The 22,337-nt window shown below is 61.8% G+C and carries 19 protein-coding genes; 15 read left to right on the top strand and 4 right to left on the bottom strand.

Annotation, left to right across the window (positions count from 1 at the left end; genetic code table 11):
* Positions 1 to 21: 21 nt before the first annotated feature.
* On the top strand, positions 22 to 942 hold the full coding sequence (ypfJ, locus tag CO666_RS04020; RefSeq protein ID WP_097610846.1) for a KPN_02809 family neutral zinc metallopeptidase: 921 nt from the start codon (positions 22 to 24) through the stop codon (positions 940 to 942).
* Positions 943 to 1,306: 364 nt separating this feature from the next.
* Here the strand turns inward: ypfJ and CO666_RS04015 are convergent, their stop codons facing one another.
* Complete coding sequence (locus CO666_RS04015) at positions 1,307 to 2,299, bottom strand: aldo/keto reductase (RefSeq protein ID WP_097610845.1); 993 nt, start codon at positions 2,297 to 2,299, stop codon at positions 1,307 to 1,309.
* A 361-nt stretch (positions 2,300 to 2,660) separates the two neighbouring features.
* Here CO666_RS04015 and CO666_RS04010 point away from each other — a divergent pair, with 361 nt between their 5' ends.
* A complete protein-coding gene (locus tag CO666_RS04010) occupies positions 2,661 to 3,905 on the top strand; it encodes a TCR/Tet family MFS transporter (protein ID WP_097610844.1) in 1,245 nt (414 codons plus the stop codon).
* Between the two features lie 142 nt (positions 3,906 to 4,047).
* Positions 4,048 to 5,451 (top strand): MATE family efflux transporter, encoded by a 1,404-nt coding sequence (locus CO666_RS04005; RefSeq protein ID WP_097610843.1) that lies wholly within the window; start codon positions 4,048 to 4,050, stop codon positions 5,449 to 5,451.
* 18 nt (positions 5,452 to 5,469) lie between these two features.
* Here CO666_RS04005 and CO666_RS04000 read toward each other — a convergent pair whose 3' ends face one another.
* The gene (locus CO666_RS04000; protein WP_097610842.1) at positions 5,470 to 5,790 is read right to left on the bottom strand and encodes an antibiotic biosynthesis monooxygenase family protein; all 321 of its coding nucleotides are present in this window, start codon (positions 5,788 to 5,790) and stop codon (positions 5,470 to 5,472) included.
* Between the two features lie 129 nt (positions 5,791 to 5,919).
* On the bottom strand, positions 5,920 to 7,125 hold the full coding sequence (gene carA / locus CO666_RS03995) for a glutamine-hydrolyzing carbamoyl-phosphate synthase small subunit (protein ID WP_097611027.1): 1,206 nt from the start codon (positions 7,123 to 7,125) through the stop codon (positions 5,920 to 5,922).
* A gap of 272 nt (positions 7,126 to 7,397) precedes the next feature.
* On the opposite strand from carA, the gene CO666_RS03990 reads away from it, so the two are divergent.
* Positions 7,398 to 7,853: a GatB/YqeY domain-containing protein gene (locus CO666_RS03990; protein ID WP_097610841.1), complete on the top strand. Its 456-nt coding sequence runs from the start codon at positions 7,398 to 7,400 to the stop codon at positions 7,851 to 7,853.
* A 3-nt stretch (positions 7,854 to 7,856) separates the two neighbouring features.
* Here CO666_RS03990 and CO666_RS03985 read toward each other — a convergent pair whose 3' ends face one another.
* A complete protein-coding gene (locus tag CO666_RS03985; protein WP_097610840.1) occupies positions 7,857 to 8,747 on the bottom strand; it encodes a hypothetical protein in 891 nt (296 codons plus the stop codon).
* 668 nt (positions 8,748 to 9,415) lie between these two features.
* Here CO666_RS03985 and dnaG point away from each other — a divergent pair.
* From dnaG to CO666_RS03920, 11 genes are all read left to right on the top strand, one after another.
* Positions 9,416 to 11,419 (top strand): DNA primase, encoded by a 2,004-nt coding sequence (dnaG, locus tag CO666_RS03975; RefSeq protein WP_097610838.1) that lies wholly within the window; start codon positions 9,416 to 9,418, stop codon positions 11,417 to 11,419.
* Entirely contained in the window at positions 11,419 to 13,284 is a 1,866-nt protein-coding gene (gene recQ, locus CO666_RS03970; protein WP_097610837.1) for a DNA helicase RecQ, read from the top strand. Before dnaG ends, recQ begins: the two co-directional genes overlap by 1 nt.
* Positions 13,285 to 13,396: 112 nt before the next feature.
* Positions 13,397 to 14,584, top strand: coding sequence for a glycine C-acetyltransferase (locus CO666_RS03965; RefSeq protein ID WP_097610836.1), 1,188 nt, complete (start codon positions 13,397 to 13,399; stop codon positions 14,582 to 14,584).
* Between the two features lie 182 nt (positions 14,585 to 14,766).
* On the top strand, positions 14,767 to 15,804 hold the full coding sequence (tdh, locus tag CO666_RS03955) for an L-threonine 3-dehydrogenase (RefSeq protein WP_097610834.1): 1,038 nt from the start codon (positions 14,767 to 14,769) through the stop codon (positions 15,802 to 15,804).
* A 10-nt stretch (positions 15,805 to 15,814) separates the two neighbouring features.
* A complete protein-coding gene (locus CO666_RS03950) occupies positions 15,815 to 16,162 on the top strand; it encodes a GFA family protein (protein ID WP_097610833.1) in 348 nt (115 codons plus the stop codon).
* A 467-nt stretch (positions 16,163 to 16,629) separates the two neighbouring features.
* Positions 16,630 to 18,687 carry an RNA polymerase sigma factor RpoD gene (gene rpoD, locus CO666_RS03945; RefSeq protein WP_097610832.1) on the top strand — a complete coding sequence of 686 codons (2,058 nt, stop codon included), beginning with the start codon at positions 16,630 to 16,632 and terminating at the stop codon, positions 18,685 to 18,687.
* 262 nt (positions 18,688 to 18,949) lie between these two features.
* Positions 18,950 to 19,243, top strand: coding sequence for a GYD domain-containing protein (locus tag CO666_RS03940; protein ID WP_018242976.1), 294 nt, complete (start codon positions 18,950 to 18,952; stop codon positions 19,241 to 19,243).
* 176 nt (positions 19,244 to 19,419) lie between these two features.
* Entirely contained in the window at positions 19,420 to 20,160 is a 741-nt protein-coding gene (locus CO666_RS03935; RefSeq protein WP_097610831.1) for a DUF930 domain-containing protein, read from the top strand.
* A 30-nt stretch (positions 20,161 to 20,190) separates the two neighbouring features.
* A complete protein-coding gene (locus tag CO666_RS03930; protein WP_097611026.1) occupies positions 20,191 to 21,276 on the top strand; it encodes a DUF930 domain-containing protein in 1,086 nt (361 codons plus the stop codon).
* Between the two features lie 109 nt (positions 21,277 to 21,385).
* Entirely contained in the window at positions 21,386 to 21,547 is a 162-nt protein-coding gene (locus CO666_RS34015; RefSeq protein WP_179869607.1) for a hypothetical protein, read from the top strand.
* Positions 21,538 to 22,329 (top strand): APH(3')-II family aminoglycoside O-phosphotransferase, encoded by a 792-nt coding sequence (locus CO666_RS03920; protein ID WP_097610829.1) that lies wholly within the window; start codon positions 21,538 to 21,540, stop codon positions 22,327 to 22,329. The genes CO666_RS34015 and CO666_RS03920 overlap by 10 nt, the downstream gene beginning before the upstream one ends.
* The last annotated feature ends 8 nt before the right edge of the window (positions 22,330 to 22,337 follow it).

Here is a 22,337-nt window from a genome sequence, read left to right as displayed (position 1 = left end):
GCATTGCCGGGGAGAGCGAAGATGGAATGGAGAGGCCGGCGTCAGTCCGACAATATCGAAGATCGCCGCGGTGACCCGGCGAGCGGCGGTTTCGGCCGTGGCGGCGGCTTCAATTTTCCCTCCGGCGGCGGCGTTCGCCGCGCCGGCGGCGGCTTGAGCATCGGTACGATCATCTTCCTTGTCGTCATCTATTTCATCTTCAAGATGATGGGTGTCGATCTGCTGCAAGTGTTGGATAACGGCGGCATGTCGAGCGGCCCCGGCTACGAGCAGAGCCAGTCCGGCGGAACGCGCGCGCCCGCCAATGACGAGATGACCGCCTTCATGCGCACCGTTCTCGCCGAGACCGAGGATACCTGGCAGGGCATCTTCCAGGCACAGGGCCAGACTTACGAGGAGCCGCGCCTGGTGCTGTTCTCGGGTTCGACGGCATCGGCCTGCGGCTCGGCATCGGCGGCAACCGGGCCGTTCTACTGCCCCAGCGACCACAAGGTCTATCTCGACACCCAATTCTTTCAGGAGCTTTCCGACCGCTTCGGCGCATCGGGCGATTTCGCCGAGGCCTATGTCGTCGCCCACGAGGTCGGGCATCATGTGCAGAACCTGCTCGGCATTCTGCCGAAGTTCAACCAGGCCCGCCAGCGCATGAGCGAGGAGGAGGCCAACAAGATGTCGGTGCGCGTCGAGCTGCAGGCCGATTGTTTCGCCGGCATCTGGGGTAAGTATACCCAGCAGAAGGGCCTGCTGGAGAGCGGCGACCTGGAAGAAGCGCTCAACGCCGCCCAGCAGATCGGCGACGATACGCTGCAGAAGCGCTCGCAGGGTTACGTCGTGCCGGAGAGTTTCAACCACGGCACCTCGGCGCAGCGCGTCCGGTGGTTCAAGCGCGGTTTCGACAGCGGCCAGCTCTCGGCTTGCGATACGTTTTCGGGGCCGGTTTGAGGGGGTAGGATAGAGCGCTTTTCCCGTGGTGACGAAAAGCGCTATTTTCCAGCCGTTGTTGCTCTTCGCTTGCGCTTAGAGCATTCGCAGCTCGGCTGCTCAGCCCCTCATCCGGCTGCCGCCACCTTCTCCCCGCTCGCGGGGCGAAGGGACATGCCGCGGTCTCTCCGCGCTCTCCGTCCACCTTGTGAAAGCCCCTCCCCACAAGGGGGAGGGACTAAGCCGGAGCGCCCGCCTCGTTCTACTCGAAACGTCGCAGATAGGGAAAACGGGGCGGTAGGTTAAGCCCCTCCCCCTTGTGGGGAGGGGTTGGGGAGGGGTTTTACCAGGCGCAACGTTCAAGCCCCTTCAGTCCGCCCTTTGCCTACTTCTCACTATCCATATGCTTCAGCATCTGTTCGGGATAACGCCCGCCGGCTGCCGCATCCTTCGGGATGGCGCGTTCGATGGCGGCGAAATCTTCTGCCGACAGCTCGACCGCGCGTGAACCGAGCGCCTCGCTCAGCCGGTCGCGGCGGCGGGCGCCGATGATCGGAACGATATCCTCGCCCTTGGCGGCAACCCAGGCGATGGCGATCTGGGCGACGGAGACGCTCTTTGCCTCGGCGATCTCGCGCAGCTTTTCCACCAGAGCGAGGTTCTGGTCGATATTGCCCTCCTGGAAGCGTGGACTATGGGTACGAAAGTCGCCGGCCGTGGCCTGGCCTTTCTGCCAGTGGCCGCTGATCAGGCCGCGCGAGAGCACGCCGTAAGCGGTGATCGAGATGCCGAGTTCGCGCGTCGTCGGCAGGATCTTTTCCTCGATGCCGCGCGAGATCAGCGAATATTCGATCTGCAGGTCGACGATCGGGGCAGCGGTAGCGGCTCGGCGGATCGTATCGGCGCCGACTTCCGACAGGCCGATGTGCCTGACATAACCTGCTTTGACCATATCGGCGATGGCGCCGACCGTATCCTCGATCGGCACATTGGGATCGAGGCGGGCCGGGCGGTAGATATCGATATAGTCAACGCCGAGGCGCTGCAGCGTGTAAGCGAGGAAGTTTTTCACCGCGGCTGGGCGGGCGTCTATGCCGCCCCAACCGCCGGCGGGATCGCGGAGCGCGCCGAACTTGACGCTGAGGACGGCATTCTCGCGCCTGCGGCCTTTCAATGCCTCGCCGATCAGCATCTCGTTATGACCCATGCCGTAGAAATCGCCGGTATCGAGCAGGTTGACGCCGGCATCGAGCGCGGCATGGATCGTCGCAATGCTTTCGGCGCGGTCGGAGGGACCGTACATGCCGGACATGCCCATGCAGCCGAGGCCGATGGCCGAGACTTCGGGTCCGGTCTTTCCCAAACGATAGGTCTGCATTGCCTTCTCCTTCGTCCGAACGCGCGCGCCCCGAGCGGCGCTGTCGATCCCGTTCTACCGCTTTTGTTTTCGGGCGATAATCGGGCGGGCTCGAACAGGCTGTGCGGGGAAATGCACAATGAGCGATCTTCCTGTCAGTGATCTGGATGCCGTCGCAGCGATTGCAAGGGAGCGCGCAGCTTGGCGCTGGCTCTCGATCTCCTGAAGAAGCGCCCTCCGGTTGAGGGGTTTCATAAATTTCCCGTACGGCAGTATCAAAATCTTTGAAATGTTCACGGATTGTTTCGGTTTCTTTTCTGAGCTATGTCATTTCTCGGCGACGAGATCGTCTTTTCAGAGCCAACCGCTGTAGAGATGTCTCATGCTTGACCCTAAATTCGTTCGCCGCGGCCTTTTCCTGGTCTTCATCATCCTCTTCCTCGACATTATCGGCATCGCAATCATCATGCCGGTGCTGCCCGCCTATCTGGAACAATTGACCGGCGGCAGCGTCAGCGAGGCGGCGATTGACGGCGGCTGGCTGATGCTGGTCTATGCCGGCATGCAATTCCTGTTTGCGCCGCTGCTCGGAAACCTGTCGGATCGGTTCGGCCGCCGGCCGGTTCTTCTGCTGTCGGTGCTGACCTTTGCGATCGACAATTTCATCTGCGGTATCGCCACCAGCTTCTGGATGCTGTTCGTCGGGCGCGTGCTCGCCGGCATCAGCGGCGGCAGCTTCGCCACCTGCTCGGCCTATATCGCCGATATCAGCACGGAGGAGAACCGGGCAAAGAATTTCGGGCTGATCGGCATCGCCTTCGGCGTCGGTTTCACCATCGGCCCGGTTATCGGCGGCTTCCTCGGCGAATTCGGCCCGCGTGTGCCGTTCCTCGGTGCGGCCGCACTGTCGCTTCTCAATTTCATCGCCGCCTGCTTCCTGCTGCCAGAAACGCTGGAGGCGAAGAACCGCCGGCAGTTCGAGTGGAAACGCGCCAATCCGCTTGGCGCGCTGCGGCAGATGCGCCATTACCCCGGCATCGGCTGGGTCAGCCTCGTGATGTTCCTGTTCTTTCTGGCGCATGCCGTCTATCCCTCCGTCTGGTCGTTCGTGTCGACCTATCGCTATGGCTGGAGCGAGGGGCAGATCGGCCTGTCGCTCGGCATTTACGGCATCGGCGCTGCCTTGGTGATGGGACTGGTATTGCCGCGTGTCGTGCCTCTGCTCGGCGAATGGAAGACAGCGCTCCTCGGCCTTTGTTTTTCGGCTGCAGGGCTGACCGGTTACGCCTTTGCCTGGGAGGGCTGGGTGGTCTATGTGGTGATCGTGGCGACCGTGATGGAAAACGTCGCCGATCCGCCGTTGCGCAGCATCGCCGCCGGCAAGGTGCCGCCCTCGGCGCAGGGCGAGCTGCAAGGCGCGCTGACCAGTCTCAGCAGCATCACCACCATTGTCGGTCCGCTGATCTTCACGCAGTTGTTCAGCTATTTCACCCGACCCGAGGCACCGGTCACCTTTGCCGGCGCCCCCTATCTGACGGCCGCCCTGTTCATCCTGGTGGCCGCCGGCGTATTCCTCGTGCGGGTCCGGGTCCGTCAGCCGGCCGAGGCGCTGGAAGCGGCGGGTTGATCGATCAGGAATGCTGATGTGATGATGAATTTTTCATCATCTGCCTGTTTTGGGGTAGTTCTTCGCCGGGCTTTGATCTAAGTCCGGAATGATATTTTGCCGCGAGCTGCGGCGATGCGATTTCAATCACAGGACTAGTGTCATGGACACGCCGATCGACGCGCGCAGGCTTGCGCCGACAACCGATAATCGTTGGGGTGCACATTTCCGTGCAACGCTGGCGCTCGGCATTCCGCTGATCGGCGCGCAACTCGCCCAGCTCGGTATCAACACCACCGACGTGATGATCGTCGGCCGTCTCGGCGCCGAACATCTGGCGGCGATGGTGCTGTCGGCCCAGTTCCTGTTCACCATCCTGATCTTCGGCTCGGGTTTTGCCATCGCCGTCATTCCGATGGTGGCGCAGGCCTATGGCCGCGGCGACGTCGTTTCGGTGCGCCGGTCGCTGCGCATGGGTCTCTGGGTGGTGATCGCCTACTGGCTTGTCATGCAGCCGGCCTTCTTCAATTCGGAGCAGATCCTTCGCTTCGCGCAGCAGAAGCCGGAGGTGGCCAGGCTTGCCCACGGCTATATCATGATCGGCCAGTTTGGCGTGCTGCCGGCGCTGCTCTTCAACGTCATGCGGGCGCTGGTCAGCGCCATCGGCAAGGCGGGCATCATCCTCAACGTCACGATCGCCACGCTGGGGCTGAATGCGATCTTCGCCTATGCTCTGGTGCTCGGCCATTTCGGCTTTCCGGCGATGGGGCTCGAAGGTGCTGCGATCGTTTCGGTCGTCGTGCAGACGGCTGGCTTCCTCTTCATCCTGGCTTTCGTTCAGCGGCGGGAGGAAACGCGGCGCTACGAGATCTTCGTGCGTTTCTGGAAGCCCGACTGGCATGCGCTGCTGGAGGTCATCCGGCTCGGCTTCCCGATCAGCGTCACCATCCTTGCCGAGGTCAGCCTGTTCACGGTGGCCTCGCTGCTGATGGGCTATATCGGCACGATCGAGCTTGCCGCCCACGGTATCGCCCTGCAATGGGCCTCGATCGCCTTCATGATCCCGCTCGGCCTCAGCCAGGCGGCGACGGTTCGCATCGGCGTCGCCCACGGGCAAGGCGATTACGATGGGCTGGTGCGGGCTTCGATCATGGTGCTCATGCTTGCCTGCGCCATCTCAGCGGTGGGTTCGGTGCTCTTTGCCAGCATGCCGCAATTCCTTGGCAGCTGGTTCCTCGACGTCAATTCGCCGGAGGCGCCCGAAGTGCTTGCCTATGCCGGGCCTCTCATCGTCGTTGCCGGGCTTTTCCAGCTCGTCGACGGGCTGCAGGTGATCGCCAATGGATTGCTGCGCGGCCTCAAGGACGCGCGCGTGCCGATGATCATGGCGTTGATCGCCTATTGGCCGATCGGCTTCTTCCTGGCCTGGGCCTTTGCCTTCCCGTTGGGCTTCGGCGGCATCGGCATCTGGTTCGGCTTCCTCGTCGGGCTGGCGGCCGCCGCCGTCATGCTCTGCGCACGCTTCTACCTTCTGCTTCGCCGCGAGGGGGCGACCGCCGAGGCCTGAGCCGGCGATCCCTTATCTTCAAGCCGCGACGGGCTTGTAGCTGGCGATATCGGCGCGAATGCCGAGGCGCGCAAACAATTCCTGCGGATCGAAATTCGCAGCCTTGTGGGCGGCTGCAACGGCCGCCCGCACGCGCTCGACGACATCAGCGCTTTCCCATTGGGCAATCGTCACGAAATTGTATTCGCCGGGACCGGCGATCTGTTCCAGCACCGTGTGATCGATAAAGCCTTCCTGGGCCTCCAGCACCTTGTGGGTCATCATCACATTGACCAGGAATTCCTCGCGCGCTGCCACCGGCACGATGAACTTGTCGACTCGAAAGAAAGCTCCGCTCATCCATTTTTCTCCTGCATGAGATGTCTGCAGTCGCTTCTGTAGTTCCTCAAGTTAAGTTGAGGTCAATATGCGGGCAAAGAAAAAGGCTCGCCTGGGACGAGCCTTCATCTGAAATGGGCGGTATTGAAATCAGCGTTCGGCGAGCGCCGGTTCGCCCTTCTTTTCGCGCACCATGTTGATGAAGCGGCGGAAGAGATAGTGGCTGTCCTGCGGGCCGGGGGAGGCTTCCGGATGGTGCTGGACGGAGAAGACCTGCTTGCCGAGCACGCGCAGGCCGCAATTGGTGCCGTCGAAGAGCGAAATATGAGTCTCTTCAACGCCATCGGGCAGCGACCTCGAGTCGATCGCGAAGCCGTGGTTCATCGAGACGATCTCGACCTTGCCCGTCGTATGGTCCTTGACCGGGTGGTTGGCGCCGTGATGGCCCTGATGCATCTTCTCGGTCTTGGCGCCGAGGGCGAGGCCCAGCATCTGGTGGCCGAGGCAGATGCCGAAGACCGGAATATCGGTTTTAACAAGCGTCTTGATCACGGGCACGGCATATTCGCCGGTTGCCGCCGGGTCGCCCGGGCCGTTCGACAGGAAGATGCCGTCCGGCTGCATGGCGAGCACGTCTTCCGCGCTCGTTGCTGCCGGCACGACGGTCACCTTGCAGTCGAGGCCGGCAAACAGGCGCAGGATGTTGCGCTTGACGCCGTAGTCGAGGCAGACGACGTGGTATTTCGCATCCGCTGCGCCGAGTTCACCGTAACCTTCGTTCCAGACCCACGGGGTCTCCGTCCATTGCGAGGACTGACCCGACGAAGCGACCTTGGCAAGGTCGAGACCTTCGAGGCCGCTCCAGGCCTTGGCTTCGGCCTTCAGCGTCTCGATGTCGAAGACGCCGTTCGGATCGTGGGCGATCACCGCATTCGGGGCGCCGTTCTCACGGATCCAGGCGGTCAGCGCGCGCGTATCGATGCCGCAGAGGCCGATGATACCGCGTGCCTTCAGCCATTGATCGAGATGCTTGGCGGCACGGTAGTTCGACGGTTCGGTGATGTCGGCCTTGAAGATGACCCCGACGGCGCCGTGGCGGGCGGCAGGCGTCAGATCCTCGATGTCTTCATCGTTGGTGCCGATATTGCCGATATGGGGAAAGGTGAAGGTGACGATCTGGCCGAGATAGGAAGGGTCGGTCATGATCTCTTCGTAGCCGGTCAGCGCCGTGTTGAAGACGACTTCGGCCTGCACCTTGCCGGTAGCGCCGATGCCCTTGCCTTCGATCACCGTGCCGTCGGCGAGAACGAGCAGGGCGGTCGGCTTTTCGATTGTCCAGGGTGCTGTCGCGGTCATCTTCATCCCGTTTCCGGCGGTCGGCGCGCGTTGCCGCGCTCGTCGCCATTTGATCTCGCAGGCGTGTGGGCACGGCTAAGCCGCGCGTCTTCAGGCCTGATCACGAATTTTGGTGCAGGTGGCGGTAGATAGCCACGCAATCGCTTACGGTCAACTCTTTGTAGCCGAGATTGCGGCTGTTTTCCTGCCCTTTATCCCGCCGATCGCGCAATTTATTTGATCCGCCGCATCGGCGTGGTTTATGAAGCGGCATCAAAAAAGGAGAAAAGACCATGCTGCGCGATCAACTCGCCACCCAGCTCAAAGAGGCGATGAAGGCCAAGGATTCGGAGCGGCTTTCCACCGTCCGGCTGATTCAGGCTGCGATCAAGGACCGCGATATCGCCAATCGCGGCACCGGCAAGGAGCAGGCGAGCGAGGACGAGATCCTGCAGATCCTCGCCAAGATGGTGAAGCAGCGCGACGAATCGGCCAAGATCTACGAGGAGAATTCACGGCCGGAGCTTGCCGCAAAAGAGCGCGCCGAAATCACCGTCATCCAGGATTTCATGCCGAAGCAGCTTTCTGATGGTGAGGTGCGCGCCAATATTTCGGCCGTTATCGCGGAGACGGGTTCCTCGAGTGTCAAGGACATGGGCAAGGTGATGGCGGCGCTCAAGGAGCGTTATGCCGGCCAGATGGATTTCGCCAAGGCGTCGGCGACCGTCAAGGAACTGCTGAACGGATAAGTCTCACACCACCCGTCTCGCCTGCGGTTCGTCCTGAACCGCAGGCCCGAGCACTGCTTCGGCGGCGGCATCGATGATGGCGAACTTCGCCGCCTGATAATTCCAATATTCCATGATGAAGCGGCCCGACAGCCAGAAGTCGCCCTTGCGGGAGGGCTCGGTCCAGCCGACGCTTTCCATGGTCGCTGCCTGCGTCAGAAGCCGCTTCAGGTGGGTGTTGGAGATCATGAACTGCTCGCGGATTTCCCGGAGCGACAGCGGGCCGACCACGACGCGTTCGGCCGTCCGGGGAAATTGCGGAAGGCGCGAGATCAGGTAATCCATCACCAGCCCGCCGGTATTTGCCCAGTTGAAAAGATTGAAGGTAGGCCCCGGATTGCGCACCGCTTCGCTGCCGATAATCGCCTTGGCGATCCGCGGTTGGATGGCGGCCATCATTGCCGCGGGATCGGCGGTGATCCTGTCGGCGCGTCCACCGCCGTCGAGACTGTCGAGGATCATCACATGGGCGACGAGCCATCGGGTGAAATGCTGTTCGGCGATCTCCGTGGGTTCCAGATAGCGTGTGCGCTTGTCGGGGCCGGGAACCGTTCGCAGGAAGCGGTAAGCCAGCATTTCCTGCATGAAGGCCGCAGCCGTGTTGCGGCTGGCGATGTCGTTCCTGACCGAGAAATCGATGAACCGGCCGGAATAGAGGCCGCCGCTCCTGCCGTCGTCGGGGTGGCCGTAATGAAGCGCGAAGCCGGCATGGGCCATCAGCCAGCGCTGCTGCGCGGCGAAGATCGAGGCGATGCGAGGGCTCTCGCGATAGATCGAGAGCATCTGATCGGCGCAATTGAGGATCGCCGCGAGAAAGCGATCGTCTGCTGCGAGATTGTCCGCGGTAAAAGCCATTTGGAGAGGTCCAGGAGTTCGGCGCATACATCTTTCATGCAAGCGCCGCCTGTCAACGGTTTTGTCTATAAGCGGTTAATTTCAAAGGGAGAGTTGTCGCAAGGGAGCTTAAAATTTAAGAAGGCAGGAGCTGGGGGCGCTCCTGCCTTCTTGCTCTTTGCTTCCACCGGCACGCAGGGCCGAGGCCCAAGCCGGAGGGTGTTTGCAAAGGCACCCTTGCGAAGCGGCGCCGGGGGTAGGGATGGTGCTTCGCTTGGGGATCGCTTTGTTGAGATCGAACCTATTGCGGGCTGGCGGCTTATTCAAATTACAAAAAAATAATGATTGCCGAAAACGTCGTTTTTAGAGCCGTCGAAGCGAAGGTTCGGCTGGCGGCGGCGGGATAAGGCCGTTCAATCGATGCAGACGATAAGTGGCTGTTTTAAAACGATTTAATTCGGCTCCATCAAGGGCCGCCACGCTTGCCGAGACATTTACGGCGGCGGAATTTCAACGCTTGAAAGACAATAATGTCGCACCCTGTCGCAGGGGGCGATAACGTGTTTTTGATTGGATAACCGACGCCGCCGGGGACGGGTGCACTTGCCTGTGAATAGCGGGTTTTGGTGACAAGTTTCGTGGCGTGGAGCGGCAAACCAGCTTATATGGAGGCTGGCCAAGAGGTATAGATGCGCTTTTCCAACACCTTTCTCGATGATATTCGCGACCGCGTTCCGATTTCGAACGTGATCGCGCGCCGCGTGAGCTGGGATAAACGCAAGACCAACGTGTCGCGCGGCGATTACTGGGCTTGCTGCCCGTTCCATGGAGAGAAATCGCCGAGCTTCCACTGCGAGGACCGGAAGGGTCGCTATCACTGCTTCGGCTGCGGCGTCACCGGCGACCACTTCCGCTTCCTCACCGAGCTGGAGGGCTTGAGTTTTCCCGAGGCGGTGCAGCAGATCGCCGATATGGCAGGCGTTCCGATGCCGCTTGCCGATCCTGTGATGGAGAAGCGCGAGAAGGAGCGGGGCTCGCTGATCGACGTCATGGAAATGGCGACACAATTTTTCCAGGATCAGTTGCAGACGGCCAACGGGGCGAGAGCGCGCGCCTATCTGCGCGACCGCGGGCTGACCGGGCGCACCATCGAGACTTTCCGTCTCGGTTATGCGCCCGACAGCCGCAATGCGCTGAAGGAATTCCTCGCCGGCAAGGGCGTCACCAAGGAGCAGATCGAGGCCTGCGGCCTGGTCGTCCATGAAAACGTGCCGGTTTCTTACGACCGCTTCCGCGACCGCATCATGTTTCCGATCCTCTCGTCGCGGGAAAAGGTGATCGCCTTCGGCGGCCGCGCCATGTCGGCCGACGCGCCGGCGAAATATCTGAACTCCAACGAGACGGAACTCTTCCACAAGGGCAATGTGCTTTACAATTTCGCCCGCGCCCGCCGCGCCATCCAGGGCCCTGGCCGCGGCGATCAGGACGACAATGCGAGCGGCACCATCATCGCCGTCGAAGGTTATATGGATGTGATTGCGCTTTATCAGGCGGGCGTCGAGAATGCCGTCGCGCCGCTCGGCACGGCGCTCACCGAAAATCAGCTCGAGCTGCTCTGGAAGATGGTGCCGCAGCCGGTGCTCTGCTTCGACGGTGACGGCGCCGGCATCCGCGCCGCCAATCGCGCCGCCGAACTGGCGCTGCCACATCTGAAGCCCGGCCGTTCCGTCCGCTTCGCGCTTCTGCCTGATGGCAAGGACCCGGACGACCTCGTGCGCGACGAAGGCCGCGCGCCCTTCGACAAGGTGATGAGCCAGGCAAAGCCGCTTTCGGAGATGCTGTGGAGCCGCGAGGTCAATACCGGCAAATTCGACACGCCCGAGGCGCGCGCCGAGCTTGAAGCGCGGCTGAAGCAGCTGGTCGCCGTCATCGCCGACGAGAATGTGCGCCGTCACTACCAGCAGGATATACGCGACCGGCTGAACACCTTCTTCCAGCCGCAGTTCCAGAACCGCGGCAGCGGCGAGCGCCGCGGTTTCAACGGCAACGGCAATTCCCGGAACGGCCGCGACAATGCCGGCAAGGCAGGGCCGAAAAGCCCCAGCCTCATTTCCGACCGGCTCGCCCGCTCGGGCCCCGTGCGCGGACATCGGGACATTACGGCGCTGCGCGAAAGCGTGCTGGCGCTGACCGTCGTCAATCATCCGGCCCTGATGATCGACGATTATGACGAGATCGCTGCAATCGAATATGACAGCCGCGAGCTGCAGCGGCTCTGGTCGGCGATGCTGGGGGCGGCCGCTGCCGTCGCCGGCCCGCACCTGACGCGCGAATATCTGACGGAGCGGCTGGAATTCGAAGGTTTCGGTCCGCTCATCAAGAGCCTCGACCAGCAGGTGCGCAATGCGCGGCTCTGGACGGCGACCGAAGAGGCGGCGATGGAGGATGCGCGTGAGGGCTACCGCCAGGCGCTCGCCTTTCACAAACGCGCGAAGGCGCTGCGCCGGCAGAAGATGGAACTCGAACGCGAGATTGCGCTGGCGACCGAAGCCGGCGACGGCGAGGCGATCGTTCAGCTGATGCGGGCGCAGCAGGAAGTGCATTTCGAAGGCGTGCGCCTGGAGAATCAGGAGGCGATCATCGACGGCTTCGGCGTGCTTTCCGGCCGCGTCAAAGGGGCGGCGAACCACTGATGTCGCTGACCGAACGCAATGAACCGGGCTTTTCCGCTTCCGATGCGCTGTTTTCCGCCGGCCGCGCGCCGCTCGAGGTGTTGAAGCAGGTCTATGGCTATTCCTCCTTCCGCAGCAAGCAGCAGCAGGTGGTCGAACATCTGGTTTCCGGCGGCGATGCGGTGGTGCTCTTTCCCACAGGGGCCGGCAAATCGCTGTGTTTCCAGATCCCGGCGCTCTGCCGGGACGGCGTCGGCATCGTCGTTTCGCCGCTGATTGCACTGATGCGCGATCAGGTCGAGGCGATGAAGCAGCTCGGCATCCGGGCCGCAGCGCTCAATTCATCGCTGTCGCGCGAGGAATTCGTCGAGGTTCGCCGGGCGCTTTCGGCGGGCAAGCTCGATCTTCTCTACGTCACACCCGAGCGCATCCTGACCGACGGTTTCCGCGAGCTGATCGCCAATGAAAAGATCGCGCTGTTTGCCATCGACGAGGCCCATTGCGTTTCGCAATGGGGCCATGATTTCCGGCCGGAATATCGCGAGCTCGGCCGTCTCGGCGAGCAATATCCCGGCGTGCCCAGGGTGGCGCTGACGGCAACGGCCGATCCGCATACGCGCGACGATATCATCGAGCGGCTGGGGCTCGACAATGCCGAGGTCTTCACCACCAGCTTCGACCGGCCGAACATCGCCTACGAGATCGTCGAGCGCGACCAGCCGCGCCAGCAGCTCCTGCGGTTTCTCTCCGGTCACAAGGGAAACAGCGGCATCGTCTATTGCCTGTCACGCGCCAAGGTCGAGGACACGGCCGAGTGGCTGAACGGGCAGGGCATCCGCGCGCGTGCCTATCATGCCGGCATGGACAGGGCCGTTCGCGACGCCAATCAGGACGCTTTCCTCAAGGAGGAAAACCTCTGCCTGGTCGCTACTGTCGCCTTCGGCATGGGCATCGACAAGCCGAATGTCCGTTATGTCGCCCATCTCGATCTGCCGGGATCGGTGGAAGCCTATTACCAGGAGACCGGGCGTGCCGGGCGCGACGGCCTGCCGTCTGAGGTCTGGATGGCCTATGGCATGGCCGATGTCATCCAGCGCCGCCGGATGATCGATGAGGGCAATGCCGCCGACGAGATCAAGCGGGTCGAGCGCGCCAAGCTTAACGCCTTGCTGGCAATCTGCGAGACCGCTTCCTGCCGCCGGCAGGCGATCCTTGCCCATTTCGGCGAGGCTCATGCCGGCCAATGCGGCAATTGCGACACCTGCCTGAAGCCGGTCGAGACCTGGGAGGGCACGGAAGCAGCGATCAAGGCGCTGGCCGCCGTCTACCGGACCGGCGAACGTTTCGGCGCCGGCCATGTCATCGACGTCCTCGTCGGCAATGCCAATGAGAAGACCGAACGTTTCGGCCATGTCGATATGCCTGTTTTCGGCGCCGGCAAGGATTTTCCGGCGCGCACCTGGCAATCGGTCTTCCGTCAGCTGCTGGCCATGGGGTTGATCCGTATCGACCACGATGCCTACGGGGCGCTGAAGCTGGAGCCGGAAGCGCGCGCCGTCTTCAAGCACGAGCGGCAGGTGTTCTTCCGCAAGGACCGGCCGGCCTCGGAACGGCGCACGAAGAAGGCCGAGCGCAGCGAGCGCAAATCGGGCCTGTCCGGCGCAGACGGCAGTCTCTTCGAGGCTCTCAGGGCCGAGCGCATGTCGATCGCCAAATCGCTCGGCGTGCCGCCCTATGTCGTCTTCCCCGATACGACGCTGATCGCCTTTGCCACCGAACGGCCGAGGAGCCGCAAGGAGTTGCTGGGCATATCGGGTGTCGGCCAGTCGAAGCTCGAGCGCTATGGCGATGCGTTCCTGGAGATCATTCTCTCGCACGACCAGTAGTCCGCGGTCTTTGGCGACGAAAATATTTCGTACCGGATCGGCGACATCTGCACTTGCTTTGTGCTAATTGCAGCGCCGATCGGAGAATGTTTTGGAGAAAAGGCCGCTTACAATGACAAAAGCATTTCTCTCCCACCTGCAATCTGAACTGGCCTCTCTCAGGGATGCCGGCCTCTACAAGTCCGAACGCGTCATCACCTCGAAGCAGGCTGGCGAAATCGCCGTTATCTCCGGCGAGCGCGTGCTGAATTTCTGCGCCAACAACTATCTCGGCCTCGCCGACAATGAGGAATTGGCCGCGGCCGGCAAGCGGGCGCTCGACCGCTATGGCTACGGCATGGCCTCGGTGCGCTTCATCTGCGGAACGCAGGAGGAGCATAAGCAGCTCGAAGCCCGCATCTCCTCCTTCCTCGGCATGGAAGACACGATCCTCTATTCCTCCTGTTTCGATGCCAATGGCGGCCTATTCGAAACGCTGCTCGGCGAAGAGGATGCGATCATTTCCGACGCGCTGAACCACGCCTCGATCATCGATGGCGTGCGTCTCTCCAAGGCCAAGCGCTTCCGCTACGCCAACAATGATATGGCGGCGCTGGAAGAGGAGCTGAAAAAGGCCGAAGGCAGCCGCTTCAAGCTGATCGCCACCGACGGCGTCTTCTCGATGGACGGCATCATCGCCAATCTCGGCGGCGTCTGCGATCTCGCCGAGAAATATGGTGCGATGGTCATGGTCGACGACAGCCATGCGGTCGGATTCGTCGGCAGGAATGGCCGCGGCTCGCCGGAATATTGCGGCGTCGAGGGCCGGATCGACATCATTACCGGCACGCTGGGCAAGGCGCTTGGCGGCGCTTCCGGCGGTTATACCTCGGCCAAGGCGGAGATCGTCGAATGGCTGCGGCAGCGCTCGCGGCCCTATCTGTTCTCGAATACGCTGGCGCCCGTTATCGCGGCTGCTTCGCTGAAAGTCTTCGACCTGATCGAAAACGGCGATGCCTTGCGCAAGCGCCTGTCTGATAATGCCGATCTCTTCCGCAGCGAGATGACCAAGCTTGGCTTCACGCTCGCCGGGCAAGGCCATCCGATCATCCCGGTCATGCTGGGCGATGCCAAGCTGGCGCAGGACATGGCGGGGCTGATGCTGAAGAAGGGCATTTATGTCATCGGCTTTTCCTTCCCGGTCGTGCCGAAAGGCCAGGCTCGCATCCGCACACAGATGTCGGCGGCGCATTCGAAGGGGGATGTGGAGCGGGCGATTGCGGCCTTTGCCGAAGCTGGGCGGGAACTGGGTGTGATTTGAGCATGGGGTTTGCCCCTCACCCTAACCCTCTCCCCGTCAAAAACGGGGAGAGGGGACCTGCCAAACGCAGCGTCGAGGGTTGACGAAGCCGGTGCGACATACCCCTTCTCCCCGCGCGCGGGGAGAAGGTGCCGGCAGGCGGATGAGGGGCTGCGACAGATACGGAGCCAAGGAACACAGATATGTCGAACATGATGAAGGCGCTGGTCAAAGCGAAGCCGGAAGTCGGGCTTTGGATGGAGAACGTGCCGGTGCCGGAGGTCGGGCCGAACGATGTGCTGATCCGGGTGAAGAAATCGGCGATCTGCGGCACCGACGTGCATATCTGGAACTGGGACCAGTGGGCGCAGAAGACGATCCCGGTGCCGATGGTCGTCGGCCATGAATTTTCCGGCGAGATCGCCGAGATCGGTTCGGCGGTCACCCGTTATCATGTCGGCGAGCGGGTTTCCGGCGAGGGCCATATCGTCTGCGGCAAGTGCCGCAACTGCCGGGCGGGCAGGGGGCATCTTTGCCGCAACACGCTCGGCGTCGGCGTCAATCGGCCGGGTTCCTTCGGCGAGTTCGTCTGCATTCCCGAAAGCAATGTGGTGCCGATCCCGGACGATATCTCGGACGAAATCGCCGCGATCTTCGATCCGTTCGGCAATGCCGTGCACACTGCGCTCTCCTTCGATCTCGTCGGCGAGGACGTGCTCGTCACCGGTGCCGGGCCGATCGGCATCATGGGGGCGCTGGTCGCCAAACGTTCCGGCGCCCGCAAGGTCGTCATCACCGATATCAATCCGCACCGGCTGGATCTGGCGCGCAAGCTCGGCATCGACCATGTCGTCGATGCCTCCAAGGAAAATCTGGCCGATGTGATGAAGGCGATCGGCATGACCGAGGGCTTCGACGTCGGGCTCGAAATGTCGGGCGCGGCCCCCGCCTTTCGCGACATGATCGACAAGATGAACAATGGCGGCAAGATCGCCATTCTCGGCATCGCGCCGGCCGGTTTCGAGATCGACTGGAACAAGGTGATCTTCAAGATGCTCAATCTCAAGGGCATTTACGGCCGCGAAATGTTCGAGACCTGGTACAAGATGATCGCCTTCGTCCAGGGCGGCCTCGATCTGGCGCCGATCATTACTCATCGCATCAAGATCGGCGAATTTCGCGACGGCTTCGAGGCGATGCGGTCGGGCAACTCAGGCAAGGTCGTCATGGATTGGATGTGAGGAGGAAGGCATGATTTATGAAGGAAGCTGCCATTGCGGCAACGTGGCTTTCGAGGTCGAAGGCGAATTCACCGAAGCGCTCGATTGCAACTGTTCGCTCTGCCGCCGGCGCGGCGGGCTTCTGGCCTTCGTGCCGCGCGACAAGCTGGTGCTGAAGACGCCGGAAGAGAAACTCTCGACCTATACTTTCAACAGACATGTCATCCGGCATCACTTCTGCGCCAATTGCGGCATCGCGCCGTTCGGGGAGGGTGTGAGCCCGAACGGTGCGGCGATGGCCTCGGTCAATCTGCGCTGCATTCCGGCGATCGATCTCGGTACGCTGACGGTGACGGCCTATGACGGCAAGGCAAAATAGCCAATATTCGTCCGGACAGAGGCGAATAGATCGCCGGCAGGACTGCAAAACGGCAGAAACAACTGGCGCAGCAGGCAAAATTCTTGCTGCCCTTGTCTTTTGTTTGCCGCCTCTTAAATAAGGTTCGCAATCGCTGCCGCGGTTCAAAGCCTGTGGATAAGGCTTTTTCCGATTTTTCGTGGGCTTTTTTTGTGGAAAAGCTTGACGAGAGCAAAAAATGTGGGAATCACCGTTCGACTTGTTGAAACGGTGAACTGGGTCAAGGCGGATCGCGCAACCATGGCCGGAAATCCAAAAGCAAAAAAGCTTTGCTGTCCGGTGCCGGCTATCGTGGTTAATCAGGCTTTAAATGTCATCCCGTTAGGTGGGCAAAGGTGATTCGAGGGCGGCGCGAGCGACGCGTCTGGCCCTGAGACGGCCCATTCACCGTAGCGAGATTGGATAGCGTCAGGAAGGCGACGATATAAATGGCAACCAAGGTCAAAGAGAACGAAGACGCGGAAGTCGAACGCGACGGCGCAAGCGACGGCCCTCTTCTCGATCTTTCCGACGACGCGGTCAAGAAGATGATCAAGGCCGCCAAGAAGCGCGGCTATGTGACGATGGACGAGCTCAATGCGGTCCTGCCGTCCGAAGAAGTGACGTCCGAGCAGATCGAAGACACGATGTCGATGCTGTCGGACATGGGCATCAACGTCATCGAGGACGAGGAAGCCGAGGAAGCCGGCGCTGCCGGCGGCGGCGATGACGACGATAGCGGCGGCGACGAAGAGAGCGAAGGCGGCGAACTCGCCCCCTCAAGCGGCACTGCGCTTGCGACTGCCAAAAAGAAAGAACCGACCGACCGTACCGACGATCCCGTTCGCATGTATCTGCGCGAGATGGGCTCGGTGGAGCTGCTCTCCCGCGAGGGCGAAATCGCGATCGCCAAGCGCATAGAGGCCGGCCGCGAAACGATGATCGCAGGCCTCTGCGAGAGCCCGCTGACCTTCCAGGCGCTGATCATCTGGCGCGACGAACTCAACGAAGGCACGACGCTGCTGCGCGAGATCATCGATCTCGAAACGACCTATTCCGGTCCCGAAGCCAAGGCTGCCCCGCAGTTCCAGAGCCCCGAGAAGATCGAGGCCGACCGCAAGGCCGCCGAGGAGAAGGAAAAGACCCGCCGCGCCCGCTCCGGCGACGACGACATCACCGATGTCGGCGGCGAGGGCCTGCCTCCCGAGGAGGAGGAAGAGGACGAGGACGAATCCAACCTTTCGCTGGCGGCCATGGAAGCCGAGCTTCGCCCGCAGGTGATGGAGACGCTGGATACGATCGCCGAGACCTACAAGAAGCTGCGCAAGCTGCAGGACCAGCAGGTCGAGCAGCGCCTGTCGGCTTCCGGGACGCTGTCGACTGCCCAGGAGCGCCGCTATAAGGAGCTCAAGGATGAACTGATCAAGGCGGTCAAGTCTCTGTCCTTGAATCAGAACCGCATCGACGCGCTGGTCGAGCAGCTCTATGACATCAACAAGCGCCTGGTTTCCAACGAAGGCCGTCTGCTGCGTCTGGCCGAATCCTACGGCGTCAAGCGCGACAGCTTCCTGGAACAGTACCAGGGCGCCGAGCTCGATCCGAACTGGATGAAGTCGATCGGCAATCTGGCCGCCCGCGGCTGGAAGGAATTTGCCCGCGGCGAAAACACGACGATCCGCGATATCCGCCAGGAGATCCAGAATCTGGCGACCGAAACCGGCATTTCGATCTCGGAATTCCGCCGCATCGTGCACATGGTGCAGAAGGGCGAGCGCGAAGCGCGCATCGCCAAGAAGGAAATGGTCGAAGCGAACCTTCGCCTCGTCATCTCCATCGCCAAGAAATACACGAACCGCGGCCTGCAGTTCCTCGACCTCATTCAGGAAGGCAATATCGGCCTGATGAAGGCGGTCGACAAGTTCGAATACCGCCGCGGTTACAAGTTCTCGACCTATGCGACGTGGTGGATCCGTCAGGCGATCACCCGCTCGATCGCCGACCAGGCCCGCACGATCCGTATTCCGGTGCACATGATCGAGACGATCAACAAGATCGTCCGTACCTCGCGCCAGATGCTGCACGAGATCGGCCGCGAGCCGACGCCGGAAGAACTGGCCGAAAAGCTTGCCATGCCGCTCGAAAAGGTCCGCAAGGTCCTGAAGATCGCCAAGGAGCCGATCTCGCTCGAAACCCCGGTGGGCGACGAAGAGGATTCGCATCTCGGCGATTTCATCGAGGACAAGAATGCGCTTCTGCCGATCGACGCGGCCATCCAGGCGAACCTGCGCGAGACGACGACCCGCGTTCTCGCCTCGCTGACGCCGCGCGAGGAACGTGTGCTCCGCATGCGCTTCGGCATCGGCATGAACACCGACCACACGCTCGAAGAAGTCGGCCAGCAGTTCTCGGTCACCCGCGAACGTATCCGCCAGATCGAGGCGAAGGCGCTGCGCAAGCTGAAGCATCCGAGCCGCTCGAGAAAGCTCAGAAGCTTCCTGGACAGCTGAGGGCGACAAGACTTCTACGATTGCGGAAGCCGGGCTTGTGCCCGGCTTTTTGCTTCTGGTCTTTGTTTCACCTGCAGGCGGTTATTTCCAACGGCTCCACACTTTCGGGCGACACGCCTAATACCAATGATCCCGGCGGCTTTCTTGTCGCTCGGTGGTGACAAGATTATAGTCCGGCCACGGGGGAGGAAATCGATCGCGATGCGCGAGCGAGGACCGACGCATGCCCGTGTCGGGCGAATCCTCCGTTGGGAGGTGCGAGATGACCACTTACATTGTCTTGATCAATTGGACGGACCAAGGTGTGCGCAACGTTCGCGACTCGTCAAAGCGGCTGGATGCGGCGAAGAAACTGCTCGGCGACATGGGCGGCTCCTTCAACCAGTTCTTTCTGACGATGGGCGGCCACGACATGGTGGCTGTCTGCGAAGCGCCCGACGATGCCGTCATGGCGCGGTTCGGCCTCTCGCTGGCGATGGGCGGCAATGTCCGCACCCAGACACTGAAGGCATTTCCGGAGGCCGCCTATCGCGAGATCATCGGCTCGCTTGGTTGATCGCGACGTTGTTCGCGACAAGGGACCGCTATCGGCGATCATAAGGTTGCGCAACTCGCGTCAGACTGGCACTGTCGCTCTGCTCTTCATTCCTCGTGGTGCATCGGCAGGCTCTTATGAAAGTGTTCCTGGGTTTCATGGTCGCCTTCGATTGCCCGACAGCTGTTTCCTGAGCGATGGAATTGGCATGGGAAAATCGGGAGGAAGGCATCGAGCGGGGCGCTCTCGCCTCGTTCGCGCTGCATGCCGTCATGCTCGCGCTGCTGCTCCTGCTGCTTCCGAGACCTGAGCCGCCGGCGCCGCTGACGGACGAGGGCATTACGGTCGATATCGTTCTCGAGGCGGCCAAACCTTCGGCGACAGCGCAGCCGGTCGCGACGCCTGCGCGCATTGCGCCAAAGCCGGATGTGAGCGCGGCCGCCCGAGAGATCGCTCCGCCGCATCAAGAGAAGGCGCCGGCGGTCGTGACGTCGCCCGAAGTGGCTTCCGTCGCTGCTGTGCCGCCGAAGCCTGATGCCTTCGTTGAGGCGGACCGGCTGTATTCGGAGACGGTGTTATCGGATCCGCGCAGCCGGCGCGCCCGCGAAGCGCTGCGTGGCCTTGCCGGCGGCGAGCGCAATCTGCAGCTCTGCGACCTAGAGGCGATGGAGCAGGTCCGCCGGGCGCGGCCCGATATGCGTCCCGATGCGCTTGCGCCCTATGCGATGGCGGCTGAGAAAGTCCGCGGCAATAGCGTCGAGGTGAGGGGCGGCGCCTTCCGCAGCCAGCGCAAATGGTACAACATCCAGTTCAAATGCGGGCTCGATGCCGGCTCCGGCAAGGTGGTGTCCTTCGCCTTTCTCCTCGGCGATGCCATTCCGCAGGCCGAATGGCAGGAGCACGATCTGGTGGCCGACGATGGAGCCGCCGACCAGTGACGGCGATGGCGATCACGCAGTTTTTTGCTTTTGTGGCTTGATGCTGCCGGCTTTAGAGGCCACATCGGCGCTGTGACAGACGAGGTGGAACTGGCGGAGACGAATCACGAAACGGCAAAACAGCGGCCTGAAATCCGCTGGGGCGTTGTCGCGTCCGTGCTTCTGCATGTCCCCATCGTTGCACTTCTCATTTTCGGGCTGCCGAAGATTGAGCCGAAACCTGCTGAAGACGAGAGCGTCAAGGTGGAACTCGTTCCGCCGCCGGAGGAGAAGAAGCCGGAGCCCAAGCCCGAGGTAAAGCCACCGGACCCGAAGCCGCCGGAAGAGGCTAAGAAGAAACCGCCACCGCCGCCACCACCTCCACCGCCGGCTAAGAAAGTGCCTGAGCAGGCGAAGCCGATGCCGACCCTCAACCCTGTCATCGGGTTTGGCGATAAGAATCGCGGCCCCGAAAATTCGGTAGCAGGAAAATCTTCTCAAGGCGAAGTCAAACCCGCATTAACTCCGCCGGAGCACGATGCGGGACGGCAGCAGATGCCGACACAGGCTGCTGCGGAAAAACCTGAAACAGAGACGCCTGCTTCAAAGCCCGTCCCAGACGATGTGAAGCTTCCAGAGGTTGGGACAACAGACGTTTCTCCGAAGCCCAATGGGTCGCCGACGGACGTGTCTGGCGAAGCCACGACCAGTATCGAGCAGGCCAAGCCGCCGGAGCAGAAAACTGCTGACGAGCCGAAAACGGTCTCTAAAAACAACGATCTGCCCAAGGCAAAAACGCTGTACTCTCGCATGGGGGATGGCAATTTGCTGGCGCAGACTGCGATCGATGGCCTTCCGCGCAAAGGCCGAGTGGCCACGCTTTGCGCTACCGAGCTTCAGGGCCAACTCCTTCATGGTTCGCCGAGTTATTTCCCGTCCGCATTGCCTAGTTTAGGATTGCGAAGCGGGACCGTCCTTGATGTGCCGGATGCAGCCTTTGGCACAGCCAAAGGCTGGTACCATGTTCGCTTCCGTTGCGAGTTGGATGAGGAAGCCACGAAAGTCGTGTCGTTTGCCCACGAAGTTGGTGGATTGATCCCCCGCAGCCAGTATGCGAAGTATGACATTCGTGACTAGTCCTACCGATCCCGGATTGCGTCTCATCGGGAACAAGCCACGCGCAAGGAACCGCACCTAGCCTCTTCTCATGGCCGTGATGTTTCCGGTGAAGAAGAGGACAAATGATATGTCGAACGAGATCGAGCGTTTTCTAGAGCGTCAGGATGAAGCCATCAGCGCGCTGTTCCTGGAGAACAAAGGCGACGAGCTGACCGATATTCTGGTGGCGGCTCTGGAAGAAGCTTTCGAGATCCTTCTCGAAGCTGCGCCCGCCGAAACATTTCATTGATAATCTCCGAGAGATTGCCTGCTGAGCTTGCGGCGCGCCTATCCGGCTACCGGATGGAGCGGGATGCGCTCGGCCGGTCGGCGGCAAGCGTCTTTCGGCTGGAAGGCGAGGGCTTGCCGGCTCTCTATCTGAAGGTCGAGCAGGCGGGGCCGTTCGGCGAGCTTGCCGATGAAGCGGCCCGGCTCGGCTGGCTGAAGGCCGCCGCTCTACCCTGTCCCGATGTCATCGCCTGGGAAAGCGACGGCGAGCGCAACTGGCTGCTGATCAGCGCCCTGCCGGGAACCAACCTTGCCAGCGCATCGGCGCTGACGCCGCTTGCAAGGGTGGAACTGCTGGCCGCAGCCCTTCTCGACCTGCATCGCCTGCCGATTGCCTCCTGTCCCTTCGATCACCGGTTGGAGAGACGCATTGCGGCGGCGAAAGCGCGGATGCAGGCCGGGATCGTCGACGAGACCGATTTCGATCAGGCGCGGCTTGGAAAGAGTGCCGAAGCCCTGTTTGCCGAACTCGAAAGCGGAAAGCCGGGCCACGAGGATCTCGTCGTTACCCATGGCGACGCCTGCCTTCCGAATTTCATCGCCTCCGAAGAGGGATTTTCCGGCTACATCGACTGCAGCCGCCTCGGCGTCGCCGACCGCTACCAGGATATCGCGCTCGCCTGCCGCAGCCTCGCCTCCAATTTCGGCGAGGCGCTGGTGCAGCCCTTCCTTAATCGCTACGGCATGCCGGCGCCGGATCCGGCGAGGCTCGCCTATTATCGGCTGCTCGACGAGTTCTTCTAGGCGTTGCG

Origin of the sequence: Rhizobium chutanense (assembly GCF_002531935.1) — a bacterium.
GTDB classification, from domain to species: Bacteria; Pseudomonadota; Alphaproteobacteria; order Rhizobiales; family Rhizobiaceae; genus Rhizobium; species Rhizobium chutanense.
The sequence above is the reverse complement of the archived record's forward strand: the minus strand, read 5'-3'. Positions and strand labels throughout refer to the sequence as shown.